The sequence below is a fragment of the Streptomyces sp. NPDC002092 genome, assembly GCF_053593775.1.
The window spans coordinates 21,052-37,221 of sequence record NZ_JBSFDG010000033.1; the positions used below are offsets into that span (position 1 = coordinate 21,052).

Genomic DNA, 16,170 nt, shown 5'->3' on the forward strand with positions numbered 1-16,170 from the left:
ACCCGTGTGATCGCTGTAAACGCCCAGGCGAAGCCGTGCTCGTGCTGATGTCAGGCCCCCGGGTGCAGTCCGAGCCAGCCGGGCGAGGGAGCGCCCTGGACCTCACCGAAGTACAGCGAGAACGTCTGCTTCATCCGCTCGACCGTCGCCCGGTCCTCCATGAACCTCGGGAACTCGACGACGTGGGCGTTCGGGAACTCCCACACCGGCTTCAGGCCGGCGTTCGGGGTGACGTCGGTGCGCACCGACCAGCCGTTGAAACTGGCCTTCTGGCGCTCCTCGGACAGCTGCCAGTTCATGTACAGCTTGGCGGCCGCCGGGTGGGCCGCCTGCTTCAGGATCGCGGCACGCTGGCCCCACGCCATGAACGGGTGGTCGCCCTCGGGCACAACCCACTTGACCGTCGTCGACGAGGAGAGCAGGCTGCCCGAGCCGCCGACCCCGATGGTCTTCGTCCCGCCGTTGACCGCGGCACCGGGGGTGTTCGTGCCACGCGCGAACTGCGGCTGCTGCGCCGCGAACTTGGCCACCCAGTCCCAGCCGTACCGCTGCTGGTAGAGGGTGTACAGGAAGAGGACCGCGTCGTCATCGTTGGGGTACGAGGACGCGATCGTGCCCTTCCAGCGCGGATCGAGCAGGTCCAGTGGGGTCTTCGGCGCATTGGCGCCGACGCCCTGGGTGTCGTACATGAAGCTGAAGGCGATGACCATCAGGGCCGTCCACGCGCCGTCCCGGTCCTTGAAGCCCTGGTGGACCTTGGAGAACCCGGCCGGCTTGTAGCGCAGGAGCTTGCCCTCGCGCCCCCAGCGGGTGAAATCCTGGAGTGTCTGGAGCTGGACGACGTCGGGGACCAGGGTCCCGGTGGCGAGCTGGTTGTCGACGCGGACGTCGTGGTACTTGCTGTAGTCCACTACGGCCGTCAGCTCGACCTTCGGGAAGCGCGCGGCCCACGCGGAACGCACTCCGGCCGCCTGGCTGTCCACGTCCCCGCCCTGGTACAGGACGAGCTTGCCGCCCTCGGCGATCGCCGCCTCGTACAGCTCGTCGAGAGAGCGGGTCTCCTCGCGGACGCCGGTGAGCGACGAGCCGACGGCCGGGGCGGCGCTCGCAGTGCTCTGCGCGGCGACGGCGGCGGCACCGCCGAGCGCGACACCGGCACCGGTCGTGAGCAACCGACGCCTGCTGAAGTTGCTGGGCATGGTGGGGGGCCTCCTGGTTCCGCCGCCACCTTCCGTACGCGGCGGCGCGGCCAGTCTGCCGACCGGCCGCGCGGTTCCGCGTCGTCCATAGGATGCCTTTGGATTCAACCTTTCGGTTGAACGCTCAGCCCGCGAGGGGGAAATGCCAGGCCGCGAGCCTCCCGGGGGCCGTCGCGGTGAGCCTGGGCCGTTGCGTCGAGCAGATCTCCTGCGCGTAGCGGCAGCGGGTCCGCAAGGGGCGCCGCGACGGCCTCTCCACCGGGTGGGGCACCTCCCCGGTCGGCACGATGCGCTCCCGGGACGAGGTCTGCGTCCTGACGTCGATGTCCGGCACCGCCGACAGCAGCGCCTGTGTGTACGGAGGGATGCGTGCCGTGAACAGCGCCCCGGTATCGGCGAGTTCGACGATCTCCCCCCAGGTAAATGACCGCGATCCGGTCGGAGACGTGCCGTACCACGGCGAGTTCGCGCGCGATGAAGACGTAGCAGACGTAGGTGAGTCCGAACTCCTGCTGGAGGTCGGCGAAGAGGTTCACAGATTCCTGATGTCGTCTGTCAAGCAGCAAGGGCCCGTGGCGGGTGAGTTCGTAGAGCCTCTTCGCCGTGCGCTCCCGCGCCAAGGGGCCGCCCTTGACGGTGATCTCCTTCACATCTCCGGCAGAAGATCGACCGGCCCTTCGGACGGCAGTCGCTGCGCACATCCCGTGGCGCCGGCTACTGGCTGCGCGACGATCGCGCCGACCGGACAGCGCACATGAAGCAGGCCGACGATGTTCACGGCGTTGCCTAGGCTGCCCATCCGGCTCCGGCTGACCCTCGCCTTCTGCCTGGGGATGGCGGCGGTGGTGGCCGCGCTGGGCGCCTTCCTCTACACCCGGATGGGTACGGAGCTGACCCGCGCCGTCGACGTAGATCTGCGGGCACGGGCTGCGGCCTCCGTCAGCTCGCTGTCCCAGCGTGAACGGGCGCCACTGGACGCGGGACGCGGGCTCATCGATTTCGACGAGTCGTTCGGCCAAATCCTGTCGCCGAGCGGCGACGTGGTGGAGACGACCCCCGCCGTCGCGGCGGCCCCGATGCTGCCACCGAGCAGCACCCGCACCGGCGCCAAGCCGGTCTTCCTCGACCGCCGAGTCGTGGGTGTCGACGACCCTGCCCGGCTCCTCGCCGTGCCGGTCCGCCTGCCGGGTCGGGTACCTCGGCCCGCCGTCCTCGTGGTCGGTGCACCGCTCGGCGACCGCGCGGAGGCCCTGCACCGACTCCTGCTCCTGCTGCTCGTCGGCGCCCCCTCGCCCTGCTCGCGTCCTCGTACGCCGGATGGCTGCTCGCAGGCGGCGCCCTGCGCCCGGTCGAGCGCATCCGACGGAAGGCTGCCGCGATCTCCGAGACCGAACCCGAGCGGCGGCTGACCCAGCCGCCGGGCAAAGACGCACTCGCCCGGCTCACGCACACACTCAACGCCATGCTCGCCCGCCTCCAGGAGGCCCTGGAACGCGAGCACCGCTTCGTCGACATGGCCGGACACGAACTGCGCACGCCCCTGGCGCTGCTCCGTGCCCAGCTCGAACTGGCCACGGCGCGTCCGCGTGACCGGGCCGAGCTGGAAGCCGCCATTCGGTCGGCCACCGCCGAGACCGACCGGCTGGTCGGTCTCGCCGAGGACCTACTCGTGCTCGCTCGTACCCGAGGAGGCCGACTCCCGGTGCGTCGCGAGCCCGTATCGCTGGAGCGGCTGCACACACACTCGGCCGACGCGTTCCGGACCCGTGCGATGGCCGAGGGAGCGACCATCGCCGTCGAACGTCGCGGCCGTCCCGAAGTGACGGCCGACCTCGATCCGGTTCGCCTGCGCCAGGTCCTGCACAACCTTCTGGACAACTCCTTGCGTCACCTGCGCAGACGCGTCCGCACCACGATCCCGGACCCGGCCACCGCACCGGTTCCCGACCTGTTCCAGCGGGACTTCACCGCCCGCGAACCCGGCCTGAAATACATGGGCGACATCACCTATCTCCCCCTGGAAGACGGAGAGTTCCTCTATCTCGCGACCGTGCTGGACTGCTTCAGCCGCAAGGTCGTCGGCTGGTCCATCGCCGACCACATGCGCACCAGCCTGGTCACCAGCGCACTGCAGATGGCGGCGGCGACCCGCGGCGGCCTGGACGGCGCCGTGTTCCACTCCGACCACGGAGCCCAATACGGATCAAGAGCCTTCGCCGATCTCTGCGACCGGCTCGGGGTCACCCGATCGATGGGCGCGGTCGGCACCAGCGCGGACAACGCAGCCTGCGAGAGCTTCCATGCGTCCCTCAAACGCGAGACCCTCCAGGGCGCCCGCGACTACGGCGACGCCGACACCTGCAGAAGGACGGCATTTGCCTGGCTGACCCGCTACAACACCCGCCGCCGGCACTCTGCCAACGGCCACCTCAGCCCCAACGAATACGAACGCCGACACCACGCAGCTAAGCTCACACTCGCCGCGTGATCAACGAAGCGTGTCCACCATCACGGGGGGAAGGCCCGTCCTCGACCCGCAGAGGCCGCAGCAAGAGCCGTTCAGTCTCGATCATTCGACCAAGCCTATCCACCCAGCCCTCGCGCGGTCAGTCAAGTGATCATAGAGAGGAAGGGCCAGAGCTGCTTCCAGACATCAGCCGACGCCGCTGCAGGTGTTGCTGAAACTCGGTTCTGGCACAGATCTTGGGGAGGGGTCGCGGAGGGTTATCCAAGTCCGTCGCCGCCAGAAGAAGCGGTCGTCTGACGGGTCTGGAGCCCGAGTCACCCGCGACCCGGACAGCGCATGCCACGATGAACCCATGAGTGATGAGCGCCGGAGCTTGCTTACCGAGAAGACGCCCTTTCCCGACGACCTCGATGATCGACTGCGTGCCCAACTCACCTTTCTTGTTGAGGTGGACCAGCTCAAGACCATCCTCCGTCAGTCTCCCCTCGCAGCGGCGGACCGACGTGAGAACGACGCGGAGCACTCGTGGCACCTGGCGATGATGGTTGTGATCCTCGCCGAACACTCCGACCAGCCCATCGACGTAGGGCACACCATTCAGCTCGTTCTCCTGCACGATCTGGTGGAAATCTACGCTGGCGATACCCCCCTCTACGACAATGCCGCGGGGAGCGATCAGCACGAACGGGAAGTGGCCGCGGCCGACAAGCTCTTCAGCCTGCTTCCAGCGGATCAAGCTCAGCGCATGCGGGTTCTCTGGGACGAATTTGAGGAACGTTGCACTCCCGAAGCCAAATTCGCCAAAGCGATGGACCGGCTGCAGCCACTACTCCTCAACTGGATGGCGCGCGGCGGTACGTGGCGCACTCCGGGCGTCACCGCTGACGATGTCCGGGCCCGCAAGGCAGTGATCGGGGAGGCATCTGCCTCCCTGTGGAGGGCGGGGCGACGCCTCATCGACGAGGGCGAGACACGCGGCTGGTCGAGACGCGCCACGCCCCAGGGGTGACGGGTACCACGTCGGCTGTTCTGCCGTGGAGAACGGGCCACGGAGGGTCACTGAAGCAAAATCATCTTGCGGAGTAGATCGAATCCGGCACGTCCGTATAGCTGCCTCTTGATCTTCTTGATGCGGTTCACGGCCCCCTCGGTGCCGCCGGAACTCCATTCGAGGGTGAGTCCGGCTATCACGGCGTCGAGGTCTCGGAGCATGTGGAGAGCAAAGCCGGTGAGGCCGGGGAGTTGGCTGGCGTCGACAGCATCGATCCAGGTGGGGAGCATGGTGCCGTGGCGTTCGGCAAGGATCTCGCCGAACTCGCGGATGTGTCCGGCGGCGGTGTCCAGTTCGGCGCAGCGGGCCAGAACGTCCTTCAGACCGGCGCGGTCCTCCTCGCTCAGGGCCGTGGGATGACGGGTGAGCCAGCCGGTCACCTGCCGCACCGTCGGTGGTGGTGGCGGTGCTTGGGGCGGACAGGAGCGCAGGCTGGCGATGTGGGCGCGGACCATCTGGTAGGTGACGGGGGCGTTCTCGGCGAGCAGTTCGCGGTGCAGCCGGGTGACGCTCGTGCAGCCTTCGGTGAGCCGTCGTTCCAGATAGGGCTTGTAGGGGTCCAGCCGGCTGGGCCTGGGCCGGTTCTCGCGAAGAGTGTTCTGCCAGTGCGAGGCGCTCGCATAGCGCAGTACGGTGTTGAGTCCCCAGCCCAAATGCCGGGCAATCGCCCGACGCGAGTGTCCCTGCTTGAGCAACTCGTGGACCAGGGCATGCGCGGCCTTCTTGCGTTGAGCGCGCCGTCCGGAAGGATCCAGACGGAGAAGCCCCGGATCTCCTTGTTGCGTGTCCGCGTTTGACGGCGTGGGCGATGCCGGAGGGCGCAGGCACTCGCGGTGGGCTGCGACGCAGGTCTCCACCGCCCGGCCCAGGCCCTGCCACAGGTGGAACCGGTCGGCGGCCTGGAGAGCGTCAGGGGCACCGAGTCGTGCTCCTTCAGCGTAGGCGCCTGCCCGGTCCCGGCAGATGATCTCCACGCCAGGGTGCGCGGTGAGCCATGCGGCGAGAGGTCCCGCTTCACGTCCGGGCAGGACGTCGATCGGATGGTGGCGTTCACCGTCCGTGATCACAGTGGCGTACGACTGCCCGCGCCGGGTGGCGAAATCGTCCACACCCAGCACTCGCGGCGTACTCCACGGCGGATCCGGCAGTGCCATGACCCGGCGTAGCAAGGTCATCCTCCCCGCGGCGAAGCCGAGTTGGGCAGCCAGCCGGGAGCCGGCCCGTCCGGCCAGCGCCAGTCCGATGCGCTCCAGGGCGCGATTGAGGCGGCTGGTGAAGCGTGCATACGGGGTGGTCAACTGCGCGAATGGCTCGGCGAACGTCCGGCGTGGGCAGTCCGCCGAGCCGCAGACGAACCGCCGGACCGTCAACAGGATCACGACGCGGAACTCACCGAGCGGGAGATCTCTTAGTCTGCGCTGGTAGGAGTCGTGTACCCGGTCCGAGAAGCCACCGCAGTCCGGACAGACGACCCCGACCGCCCAGCCTCTTGCCACCACGTCGACCGTGTCGAAAACGGCCGTCACCGTCTCGACGACCAGGTCGTCGATCCCGTCGAACACCACCGAGTCCCAGAACGATACGTCGGCCTGCATGACCAGCACTGTCACCGGCCAGAGCCGCCTGCGACGGATATCTACAGACACCTGACGGAGCGTCACTACCTGTCGCTGGGCGGCACGGCGTACGCGGTCTCACACACGCTCGGTGTATCGCAATCGAACACCGCGGTGACGCTCCGCGACCCCTCCCCAAGATCTGTGCCAGAACCTGCCCTTCATCGACATACTCAAGCGCGCTGACGCCGTGCGAAAATCCGGGTCCTGCTGTGTGATCGGCACTGCCTCCATCCGACCGGCAAGGAGCACTGGGCCGTGAACGTCGAAATCCCCCAGCACGTGCGCGAGATCGCCTTACAGTTCGGGGCCGGCGTGCCCTACGCCCTGAAGGTCCTGGCTGGCCAGCTGGCCGATGATCCGGACATGGGCCAGCCCTCGAGTCTGCCGGGTATTCTCACCGTGATGGTCGACGGCGACCTGTTCGAGGACTGCCCCGCTCTGGCTGTCGGCTATATCCGCGAGCCCGACCGGATCGAGATCCGGTATGTGCAGCGGGCCCCCTCCGCCGAGCCCGCCGTGAAGCCCGCCGTGAACGATCCGGACCACGACCACGGCCAGGACGCGCCCGCCGGTTCTGGTGCCGGTGCGGTTATTGAACGGCAGATCGTCGACGCCTGGCAGCGCATCACCCGCTGGCTCCAGGACAACGCTCCCGACTCTCACGCGGCGCTCCATGCCGGCGCGAGCCCCGCCGCCGTCACCGGCCTGGAGCAGGACCTCGGCATCTCGATACCCGCCGACTTGCGCACCCTATGGTCTTTGAGCGCAGGCGACGACGGGGTCGACGGTGCGGGATGTCTGCCCGGCAACCAGGCTCTGATGAGCCTGGAAGCCGTAGTCGCTTTCCAACGGCAGCAGATGGACGCCCAGGCCCACCAGGACACGCTCAACGCCCGCCGCCCCGAGTACGACCGGATCACCGTGTGGAAGGCTGGCTGGATTCCGGTCATCTCCTATGGTGTCGTCGACCGTACCTCGGGCCTGTATCTGGATGCTGCGACCGGTTATCTGGGCCGTTGGTCCCGCTACAACGAAGCCCCCGGCGATGAGCTCGACACGCTGGCCACCTACCTGGAAGGTGTCGCGGACATGCTCGAAGCTCCCGCGCTGGCCACGCGGGACAAGCCCGGCCTGGTGGGCGGGGCGCTGGTCTGGGGCAGCAGGCTCGACCCCGCTCAAGAAGACCGGTGGCAGCCGCTGGCCGGCTGACCCGCGAGAAAGGAGGGGCCAGTCCTGCGGCCTGGCCCCTCCTGCTTGGCCTGCCTGACGCTCGGGCTTGCGTCAGCTGATCTTGCTCCACGTGCAGGTGGTCGCTGTCGAGGTGCAGTGCTCGAAGCCCGGAAGGGTCACGAAGAACCCGTCACCGTCCAGCATCCTCCAGGACGGAGCCGGGAACCCGGAAAAGGCCCGCTGATTCTGCACGCTCGGAATCGCCGCCCGTCCGCACCGCTCCGCGGCGGGTCGTCCGGTCCGATTGCGGTGGGGGCGGGGCCGCAGAAGCAGTACACGGTCCAGCAGCAGCCGGCCGCCGGCTCCTGCCACTACCGGTACGAGCACGGGGAGCCGCTGGAGGACCCGCCGTGCACGCCGGGCGCGATCTCCCCGGCGGTCACCCAGGCGAACTTGAAGTCGACGATCTGCCGCAAGGGCGGCTACACCTCCGGGATCCGCCCGCCTGCGTACGTGACGGGCAAGGAGAAGCGGCTCAACGCTGCCTCCTGTGGATACACCGGTCGCATGGGGGATGCCGAGTACGACCATCTGATCAGCCTTCAGCTCGGAGGCGACCCTAATGATCCGCGTAACCTGTGGATTGAGCCGGCCGACCCGGGACACAAGAAGGGGGCCGGGGTGAACAACCTGAAGGACCCGGTGGAGACGAAGCTGCACACCGCGGTCTGCGCCGGCCTGGTCACACTCGCCGCCGCGCAGAAGGCCATCGTCACGGACTGGACCACCGCCCTGACCGTCCTGCACCTCGGCTGACCAGGCAGCCACAGACGACGCGCGACCGACGAAAGGCAGTTCCCGAGTCGAAAGGCACTTTCGCGTTTCCGCCCCAAAGTCAGCCGTACCCGAGCGAAACGGCGAGGTTAACGGACGACGCGGTAGTAGAGATGGGTTGCCGCTGGGGTCGCTGTCACCTGGGTGCGTTCCAGGGTGATCGAGGAGTCGAGCGCGCCGAACAACGGCGTACCACCGCCGACCAGGACCGGGATGACGTGCACGCGGATCTCGTCGACCAGGCCGAGCGGGAGCGCCTGCTGCATTACGGTCGCGCCGTGCAGCCCGACGACTTTGTCGCCCGCCGCCTTCTTGGCCTGCTCGATCGCGCTGGCCACCCCGTCGGTGACGAAGGTGAAAACAGGCGCGTAGGACCTGGTCGGTGCCTGGTGAGTGACCACGAAGCACGGGACGTCTCCGATCGGGCCGCCCTCACCCCAGCCGCCATCTCCCTCGTTCTTCTCGAATGATCTGCGGCCCATCACCACCGCACCCCAGTTTTCGATCACCTGCTCCAGGATGGCTCGATCTTCGTCGGTCGCCTGGTCGGACATCCACTTGTGCAGCATCCAGGCACCATCGCCGAACGGGTTCTCGCGGCTATCGTTCGGGCCGGTGACGTACCCGTCGAGCGAGATGGACATATCGCAGATCACTTGTGCCATGGGTAACTCCCTGCCTCTGTCCGCGTTCTACGTTCGCTGTGTACGACCCGGCGTGCCGGTCAAACTCATCGGTGATCTGTGGATCCTCCACCACGCCTCCCGACCACCGAGAGCAACGCCAACCGGCTATCACCGCCGCCCTGACCACCCGGTCCGGGCTTCCACAGCAGCCCCGCCAAGGTCGTGCCACCCTGCCGCTGCCGAACCCGGCCAACGCATCACCCGACGCGTCGGTAAGCCCGGTCAGGTCCGTCAGGTCGCCCAACAGCCTGCCCCGGCTGGCCGACAACGCCACGGCCGTCCGCGCTCACCACGACCTCCGGGCGTGCTCCGGCACCCCTCACTTGATAGGTGCCTTCCACGCCGGACGGATCGAACCCTCAGCAAGTCCTATCCTCCCAGGCCAGAGGCCCCGTCCAGCTATCCGGCGAGGGCGAGGTTGTACATCCGGGCGATGCCGAGCATGGCGTGGTGGACGCCGTCGCCTTTGAGGCGGCAGTCGCGGAGGATCTTCCAGGTCTTCATACGGGCGAAGACGTGCTCGACGCGGGCTCGGACCTGTTTGTGGGACTTGTTGTGTTCCTCTTTCCAGGCCGTGAGTGCGCTCTGGCCGCGCTCGCGGCGGTGCGGGATGACAAGTCCGGTGCCCAGGTAGCCGCCGTCGGCGATCGTGAGGGTTTTACCAACGGCGGCCTTGGCGCCGGACTCCTCCCATGCCTTGCAGTCGTTGCGGTTTCCAGCAAGCGGCCGGCCGACCACGACGACCAGGCGCGTGTCAGCGTCGATGACGACCTGGTGGTTGGTGGAGTACCGATAGTTCTTCGACCGCTCGGCGATCGTGTGGTCGCGGGTGGGCACCAGGGTGCCGTCCACGATGAGCACGGTGTCCTTGGCGAACCGTTTGCGGGGCTGGAGAGCGAGCATCGGCCCGAGGTGATCGATGATCCGGTCCGCCGCCGACTTGGACACCCCGAACAGAGGGGCGAGCTGCCGCATGGTCAGGTTCGTGCGCCAATACGCCGCGACCAGCAAGGCCCGGTCCTCCATCGGAAGGCTCCACGGCCGGCCCTTGCGGACCGCGTCCGCACCCTCGCGCCGCAGCACCGTCACCAGCTTCCCGAAAGCACGCGGGCTCAGCCCAGTGAACGGGGTTATCCAGGACGGCTCCGACGCCGTGATCACACCAGCCACACCAAGATCATCCCAGGCTAATCAGGGTGCATTCTTCGAGTCAACTGACTGGAGACGGATGATGGAGCAGGACCAGGCCCTGCAGCTCGCGGTGGCGTTCCTCGTGCAGAGCCAGCGTGAAAACGAGCCGCCTCTCGCCATCGACGCAGAGCGGGTCCGGGAGAGCAACGGGCTCCTCATCGTGCCCTACAACTCTGTGCAGTACCTCGCCTCAGGCGATCCGAGAGAGCAGCTGCTGGACTGCTGGCCCATCCTCGTCGACCTGGAACGCGGAGACGTGCGATTCGGGACCCTGGACGAGCGACATCTGTGGAAGAACCCGAGCATCTGACGAGGCTGCCGCTGCCCGCAACCGCCGTTACGGGACAGCCCTTAGCGCAAGCGCTTCGTCGAGCATGCCGCCGCCCTCGGTATCGACCTCGGAATCGTCCAGCGAGCCTCCGGGGCAAGGGGATTCACCCCGGTCTCGAAGCGGTGGGCGGTGGAACGGACCTACGGCTGGCTGATGCTGTACCGGCGTCTGGCGCGGGACTACGGGACCCGTCCGCACCGCTCGGAGGCCATGGTCCTTCTCGCCGTACCGACTTGATGGCCCGCCGCCTCACCAGCGAGTCCCCTGTCTCCGCGCGACCCCGCAAAATTACACCAACCGCCGATTCCGGGATGGAACAACGGAGGATACGGCCTCCCTCTCTTACCCACTCGGGGAGGCGTGGTCGTGTGCTCTGTCTCTGGGTACCAGCCCTCGTCAGTCGTGTGGGCGTTGACGCTCAGGTTGCGGCTGGCAGGGGCTGGGTGGGTCCTGAGCTGTGGTGTCGTCGCGTGGCGGGGCTGCCGCCGCCACCGGCAGGCCCGCGGGGCGCCGTTCCCGTCCCACCGTCGGCAGGTGGCCGGCCTGGTGCATGGGGGTGCTTTTGAAATCCACCCACGAGTACGTGCTGTCATGTTCGAGCAGGTGGTCGGGCTGCCAGGGCGTCAGGTGCGGCGCCGGCGTGCCGTTTCGCGCGGCGTGGGATGCCAGCGCACCGGAGGTACGACGGGTACGGCGCCGCCAAGGCCTCCATCCGTGCGGCGACGCAACGGAGTTGTCGGTCCGGCGCGACACCGTCAGCCGCCCGCGATGCCGCTGTGACGTGCGTCACGGCGGCATCGCCGTTCGGTGAGCTCAGGTGCACGCATGCGCCGGCCGTATGTGTGATGTGCACCGTGCATTTCCGCGTGCACCCGATCGAGGACTAGCTTTCTTGTCGGTTACATGAGCCCAGACGCAAGAAATGCCGACCGGCGTAGAGGACGATTCATGCCTTCACGTATCCTCGGGAAAATCGAGCTCGATCAGGTGCTGCTCGCGGACAACCTCGCCACGCTCAACTCCTTCCCGCGCATCGAGGAAGCGTACGACGAATTCAGTTCCGGCTACTGGAAGAACTGCTCGCTGTGGAATTCCTCCGGCGAGGCGTCCGACACGACGTACCGGGACATCGACCGTCAGGCGCGGGAGACGGATTACGGCAGGCAGCTGCCCTATCTCGAAAGCGTGGTGCGCAAGCACTTCGACATGAGCAGGGTGACGATGGTCCGCGCGCGTAATCTCGTCGACGCCATGGTGATACCCCACCGGGATTTTGTGGAACTGGAGAAGAGCTGGGAGCGGTACTTCCGGCTGTTCATGGTCCTGGAGGACAACCCGGACGCCCTGCACTCGGACGAGACCGGTGTGTTCCGGATGCGGCCGGGTGAAGTCTGGTTCCTGGACGCTGCCTCGGTCCACGCCGCCGTCAACTTCTCCACGAAAAGCCGCCAGTCGATCTGTGTCGACTTCGTCTTCGACGGTCCGTTCGAGGACTGGGAGGTCTTCACCGACCAGCGGGCCTACCGGCCCGACAGCACGCCGGAAAGGCCGTTCCGGCAGCCGCTGCCGGCGGACTTCCCGCTACGGCTCGGGGCGCTCGCCGCGGTCATCGACCACGACAACTTCAAGGACATCCTGTTCCTGCTCTCCAAGGTCCATTTCCGGACCAACGCCCCGATCACGGCCACCTACGACTGGCTGGTCGAGGTGTGCCGGCGCAGCGGCGACGACACCCTCACCTACAAGGCGGAGAAACTGCGCCGCTACATGGTCGAAAAGCGCGTGATGAACGAGCGCCTCTCCATCGCCCCGGCCGCCTGAGGCCGTGCGGCGGACCGGGGAAGCAAAACGCATGCGGGCGCCGACCCCGTACCGGGCGCGGCTGACTTCGCCGGCGGCGCTTGCCCCCTGGGCCTTCGTGGTCATGTGGGCGAGCGGCGCGATCTTCGCCGAACTCGGCCTGCGGTACGCCTCGCCAGTTCCCTTCCTCGCGGTCCGGGCCATCCTCGCCGCGCTCATCGCCTGGGCGGTCACCCGGTGGACGAGAGACACGGGGCCGCTCGGCGGCGCCATGCGCGGTCGCGCCGTCGTCGTCGGCCTGGTCACCCAGGTGGGCTACCAGGGCATGTTCTTCCTCAGCCTCGACCTCGGCATCTCCGCCGGCATGCTGGCGGCGGTCCTCGGCGTGCAGCCTCTGCTCACGGCGTCGGTCACCGGGCGGCGGCGCACTCCCTGGGCAGGGCTCGTCACGGGGCTCGTGGGCTTGGTGCTCGTGGTCGCCGACCGGACGGATCTCGGGGACCTGCTGACAGCCATGGACGGAGTCGGTGCGGCGCTGGCCGCGATGGTGTGCATGACGCTCGGCACCATCGCGCAGCAGAAGCTCACCGGCATTGGACTGTGGCGGAGCATCGCCATCCAGCACACGGCGGCGAGCTGCGTCTTCATCCTCCTCGCACTGAGCCTGGAACAGACCGTCACCGCTTTCGGGCCAGGGTTGTGGGTGGCCGAGGCATGGATGGCCGTCGTCGTGTCGACCGGCGCGACGGCAATGCTCCACGCCATGGCTCGCAGGGGGAACGCGACGCGGGTGGCGAGCCTGTTCTACCTGGTCCCGCCCGTCACCGCGGTGCTCGACCTGGTCGTGTTCGGCACGGCCCTGCGTCCCCACCAATGGTGCGGCATGGCCGCGGTCGTCGCTTCGGTGCTCCTGGTGGAGCGTTCGGCGACGCACGACTCCGGCCCGCGCTCCGCGTCACGCGCCACGTCACCCACCCGCACGGATCCGGCGTCACCCGTCGCGCCGTCCACCGCATCGCAGACCGAGTCACCTGTCGCATTCACCGATCGAGTCAAGGAAGAACCATGACCTCGCGCATTCTTGGGAAGCTCGACCTCGACGACACCCGGCTGGCCCCCGAGGTGGCCGCCATCCGGGATCTGCCGAAGGGTGAGGAGGTGTATGACGAGTTCACCAGCGGATTCTGGAAGAACGTACCCTTGTGGAACGACACGGGTGACGGAAGCGACACGCTTTTCCGGGAATCGGAGTCACCGGCCCGGCCGACGGAACACGCGACGCGTCTGCCGTACCTGAACGAGGTCATCGCGAGCACGTTCGCCGTGGATCGGCTGGGAATGGTCCGGGGCAGGGACATCGTCGACGCGTCGATGATGCCGCACAAGGACTTCCTCGAGCTCGACGAATCGGGCGGCGCCCCGCACCAGCAGAACTTCCGGGTCCTGGTGGTGCTTGAGGACAACGAGCACACCTACAACTCCGACGAGGAGCAGGTTTTCAGGATGCGGAGGGGGGAGATCTGGTTCCTGGACGCCGCCGGTGTCCACTGCGCGGCCAACTTCTCCGACGACAGCCGTATATCCCTCTGCCTCGACTTCTCCTTCGACCGTCCGTTCACCGCGGCCGACATTTTCGCCGATCGGAGCGCGTACACACCGGGCATCGAGCCGCTGCTCGTCAAGCGGAGCCCGCTGCCTAAGGATTTCGCCCTCGATGTGCGTCGCCTCTCGGTGGCCTGCAACCGCCACACGTTCCGTGACCTCGCATTCGCGCTGGCGAAGCTCCACTTCACCGTGGAGACCCCGAGTATCGCCTGCTACGACTGGCTCATCGAGATCACGGAACGCACCGATGACCCGGCTCTGGTGGCCAAAGCGGAAGAAGCCAAGGAGTTCTACGTCACGGACCGGGCGATGCACCAGCGCTTCTCGTTCACGTCCTGGTGAACGAGTCCGAGCGATCAAGGAATTCCGGGTGAGGGTGACCGGCGACCAGACACAGGACGCCCGCACACACGGTGTCGCGGCGCGTGTGCCCCTGCCCCCTGCGGAGTGGGCGCTCCTCACCGTCGCGGTCGTCGGCATCTGTCTGGCCGCACCCCTCGCCGCGGCCGCCGCGGCGCCGCCGCTGGCCATCGCGTTCTGGCGCAACGCGGCGGCCAGTGCGATCGTGCTGCCCCGCGTGCTCGGCCGGCGCTCCGCCGGCCGAGCACGCGGGAGGCCCGGGCGGTCGGACCTGCGGTACTGCGTGCTTGCCGGGGTGTTGCTCGCGGCCCACTTCGGTCTGTGGATCCCGAGTCTGACCATGACCTCCGTTGCGACCTCCACCGCCCTGATGTGTACGACGCCCCTGTGGGCCGGGCTCATCGCCCGGGCCCGGGGCCGCTCGGTGCCGAGGGCGGGGTGGGCGGGCATGCTCGTCGCCTTCACCGGGGTGCTGGTCGTCAGCAGCGTCGACGTCGGCGTGTCCGCCCGGGCCCTGGCCGGGGACGCGCTCGCGATGGCGAGCGGTGTGTGCCTGGCGGCCTACCTGTCCGTCGGTGAGCACGTCCGGCAGCGGCTCAACACCGAGATGTACACGCTGATCTGCTACGCCTCAGCGTCTGCGGCGCTTCTGGCAGTGTGTCTGCTCACGGGCAGTGACCTGGCCGGGTACTCGGTCGGGACCTGGACCACGCTCGCCGCTCTGACCGTCGCGGGCCAACTGCTCGGACACTCGCTGCTCAACCGGTCCCTCGCAGTGGTGAGCGGCGCCACCGTCGCCGCCGTCTCCCTGCTCGAAGTGCCGGGTGCGGCCCTGCTGGCGGGCCTGTGGCTCGGGCAGACCCCACCGCTTCAGACGTACGTGGGTGTACTTGTTGTCCTGGTCGGCGTGTTCGTCGTCGTACGGGCGGACGCGTCAGGGAACTGAGGTGGGCGGGGCGAACGCCCGCTGCATGTGGCCGGTGAACGCGGCGAGGGCCGGATGCTCGGCGCCGGCCCGCCAGGCGAGGTGGAGGTCGACGGCAGGGGCGTCCGTCAACGCGACGAACGCCAGCGCCGGATGGGGGCGCAGCGCGGCCGTGGACGCCGGGGTGAGACCGATCCCGCGTCCGGCCGCGATGGCGAAGGTCCAGTCCTCGAACGTCTCGACCGGCAGCCGCCGTTGCGGCGCGCCGCCCGGTGGCCACAGTCCGGACGGCACGGTCCCCGAGGTGGTGTTGTCCACGAACACTTCTGCCGTAAGGTCCTCCAGCCGCAGGGTGGGCCGCCCACTGAGCGGATGGTCCCTGGGCAGGGCCACGTAACGGTCCTCGCTCAGCAGCGTGAGGCTGCGGAAGGCGTCTTCTGGGTGGCCGGGGCGACCCTCCGGTCGTTCCCGGACGAGAGCGACGTCCGTGCTTCCGTCGCCCAGCCCGGCGAGCCGGTCGTCGCACCGGCGCGTGATCATGGGATGCAGCGGGTGCTCGCTCTCCCAGGTTTCCACCGCGCCCAGAATCCGGCTGTCCAGCACCGACCAGGTGTAGCCGAGCAGGAGCGGTCTGCTGAGCGACTGCGCGCTGGACAGCGTGTGATCGAACTGAGCGACTGTCGCACGGGCGTGGTCCAGCAGTACGGCCCCCGCCGCCGTCGGCCGGGCCTCACCGGTGCTCCGGTCGATCAGCTCGGTCCCGACCGCCTTCTCCAGCTGCTTCACGGTCCGTGACACCACCGGCTGGCTGATCACCATGCGCGTGGCGGCGTGGGTGAAGCTCCTGGCCTCGCACACCGCGATGAATACGCGTAAGTGCCGCAGTTCCACACTCATAGGCGTCCCCTCAGTAACACGTGTATAAGCCCACT

Annotated in this window: 16 protein-coding genes and 3 pseudogenes; 12 read left to right on the plus strand and 7 right to left on the minus strand. The window is 68.0% G+C overall.

Translation table 11 applies throughout. The features are described from left to right. Positions 1-50: 50 nt before the first annotated feature. From ACWCRD_RS42595 to ACWCRD_RS42605, 3 genes are all read right to left on the minus strand, one after another. Complete coding sequence (locus tag ACWCRD_RS42595; protein ID WP_450971046.1) at positions 51-1,199, minus strand: ABC transporter substrate-binding protein; 1,149 nt, start codon at positions 1,197-1,199, stop codon at positions 51-53. Between the two features lie 124 nt (positions 1,200-1,323). Then, positions 1,324-1,608 (minus strand): oligopeptide/dipeptide ABC transporter ATP-binding protein, encoded by a 285-nt coding sequence (locus ACWCRD_RS42600; RefSeq protein WP_450971080.1) that lies wholly within the window; start codon positions 1,606-1,608, stop codon positions 1,324-1,326. A gap of 237 nt (positions 1,609-1,845) precedes the next feature. Beyond that, positions 1,846-1,977, minus strand: coding sequence for a hypothetical protein (locus ACWCRD_RS42605; protein WP_450971047.1), 132 nt, complete (start codon positions 1,975-1,977; stop codon positions 1,846-1,848). Positions 1,978-1,981: 4 nt separating this feature from the next. Here ACWCRD_RS42605 and ACWCRD_RS42610 point away from each other — a divergent pair, with 4 nt between their 5' ends. The 4 genes and pseudogenes from ACWCRD_RS42610 to ACWCRD_RS42625 all read left to right on the plus strand — a co-directional run bounded on the left by ACWCRD_RS42610 (position 1,982) and on the right by ACWCRD_RS42625 (position 4,675). Continuing rightward, entirely contained in the window at positions 1,982-2,608 is a 627-nt protein-coding gene (locus ACWCRD_RS42610; protein ID WP_450971048.1) for a hypothetical protein, read from the plus strand. After that, positions 2,578-2,874, plus strand: a pseudogene (locus tag ACWCRD_RS42615) (histidine kinase dimerization/phospho-acceptor domain-containing protein); the annotation flags it as partial. The gene ACWCRD_RS42610 and the pseudogene ACWCRD_RS42615, both read left to right, overlap by 31 nt. Before the next feature lie 132 nt (positions 2,875-3,006). Beyond that, positions 3,007-3,687: pseudogene (locus ACWCRD_RS42620) on the plus strand (IS3 family transposase); the annotation flags it as partial. 331 nt (positions 3,688-4,018) lie between these two features. Beyond that, entirely contained in the window at positions 4,019-4,675 is a 657-nt protein-coding gene (locus ACWCRD_RS42625; protein WP_450971049.1) for an HD domain-containing protein, read from the plus strand. Between the two features lie 47 nt (positions 4,676-4,722). Here the strand turns inward: ACWCRD_RS42625 and ACWCRD_RS42630 are convergent, their stop codons facing one another. Next, a complete protein-coding gene (locus ACWCRD_RS42630; RefSeq protein ID WP_450971050.1) occupies positions 4,723-6,312 on the minus strand; it encodes an ISL3 family transposase in 1,590 nt (529 codons plus the stop codon). 279 nt (positions 6,313-6,591) lie between these two features. Between ACWCRD_RS42630 and ACWCRD_RS42635 the strand changes: the two genes are divergently transcribed. Next, positions 6,592-7,545 (plus strand): hypothetical protein, encoded by a 954-nt coding sequence (locus ACWCRD_RS42635; protein ID WP_450971051.1) that lies wholly within the window; start codon positions 6,592-6,594, stop codon positions 7,543-7,545. A gap of 201 nt (positions 7,546-7,746) precedes the next feature. Continuing rightward, the gene (locus tag ACWCRD_RS42640; protein WP_450971081.1) at positions 7,747-8,322 is read left to right on the plus strand and encodes a hypothetical protein; all 576 of its coding nucleotides are present in this window, start codon (positions 7,747-7,749) and stop codon (positions 8,320-8,322) included. 107 nt (positions 8,323-8,429) lie between these two features. On the opposite strand, the gene ACWCRD_RS42645 is transcribed toward ACWCRD_RS42640, so the two are convergent. Next, on the minus strand, positions 8,430-9,005 hold the full coding sequence (locus tag ACWCRD_RS42645; protein WP_450971052.1) for a dihydrofolate reductase family protein: 576 nt from the start codon (positions 9,003-9,005) through the stop codon (positions 8,430-8,432). A gap of 420 nt (positions 9,006-9,425) precedes the next feature. Continuing rightward, positions 9,426-10,196 (minus strand): transposase, encoded by a 771-nt coding sequence (locus ACWCRD_RS42650; protein WP_450971053.1) that lies wholly within the window; start codon positions 10,194-10,196, stop codon positions 9,426-9,428. Between the two features lie 58 nt (positions 10,197-10,254). On the opposite strand from ACWCRD_RS42650, the gene ACWCRD_RS42655 reads away from it, so the two are divergent. The 6 genes and pseudogenes from ACWCRD_RS42655 (at position 10,255) to ACWCRD_RS42680 (ending at position 15,259) form a co-directional block, all read left to right on the plus strand. Then, positions 10,255-10,527, plus strand: coding sequence for a YrhB domain-containing protein (locus ACWCRD_RS42655; RefSeq protein ID WP_450971033.1), 273 nt, complete (start codon positions 10,255-10,257; stop codon positions 10,525-10,527). A 45-nt stretch (positions 10,528-10,572) separates the two neighbouring features. Next, positions 10,573-10,826 (plus strand): annotated as a pseudogene (locus ACWCRD_RS42660) (IS5 family transposase); the annotation flags it as partial. A gap of 670 nt (positions 10,827-11,496) precedes the next feature. Beyond that, entirely contained in the window at positions 11,497-12,369 is an 873-nt protein-coding gene (locus tag ACWCRD_RS42665; protein WP_450971054.1) for an aspartyl/asparaginyl beta-hydroxylase domain-containing protein, read from the plus strand. Between the two features lie 31 nt (positions 12,370-12,400). Further along, positions 12,401-13,417, plus strand: coding sequence for a DMT family transporter (locus tag ACWCRD_RS42670; protein ID WP_450971055.1), 1,017 nt, complete (start codon positions 12,401-12,403; stop codon positions 13,415-13,417). Continuing rightward, on the plus strand, positions 13,414-14,295 hold the full coding sequence (locus ACWCRD_RS42675) for an aspartyl/asparaginyl beta-hydroxylase domain-containing protein (RefSeq protein ID WP_450971056.1): 882 nt from the start codon (positions 13,414-13,416) through the stop codon (positions 14,293-14,295). Before ACWCRD_RS42670 ends, ACWCRD_RS42675 begins: the two co-directional genes overlap by 4 nt. A 28-nt stretch (positions 14,296-14,323) precedes the next feature. Next, positions 14,324-15,259, plus strand: a complete 936-nt coding sequence (locus ACWCRD_RS42680; protein ID WP_450971057.1) for a DMT family transporter — start codon at positions 14,324-14,326, stop codon at positions 15,257-15,259. Here ACWCRD_RS42680 and ACWCRD_RS42685 read toward each other — a convergent pair. Next, positions 15,248-16,135 (minus strand): LysR family transcriptional regulator, encoded by an 888-nt coding sequence (locus tag ACWCRD_RS42685; RefSeq protein WP_450971058.1) that lies wholly within the window; start codon positions 16,133-16,135, stop codon positions 15,248-15,250. The genes ACWCRD_RS42680 and ACWCRD_RS42685 overlap by 12 nt on opposite strands. Positions 16,136-16,170: the final 35 nt, after the last annotated feature.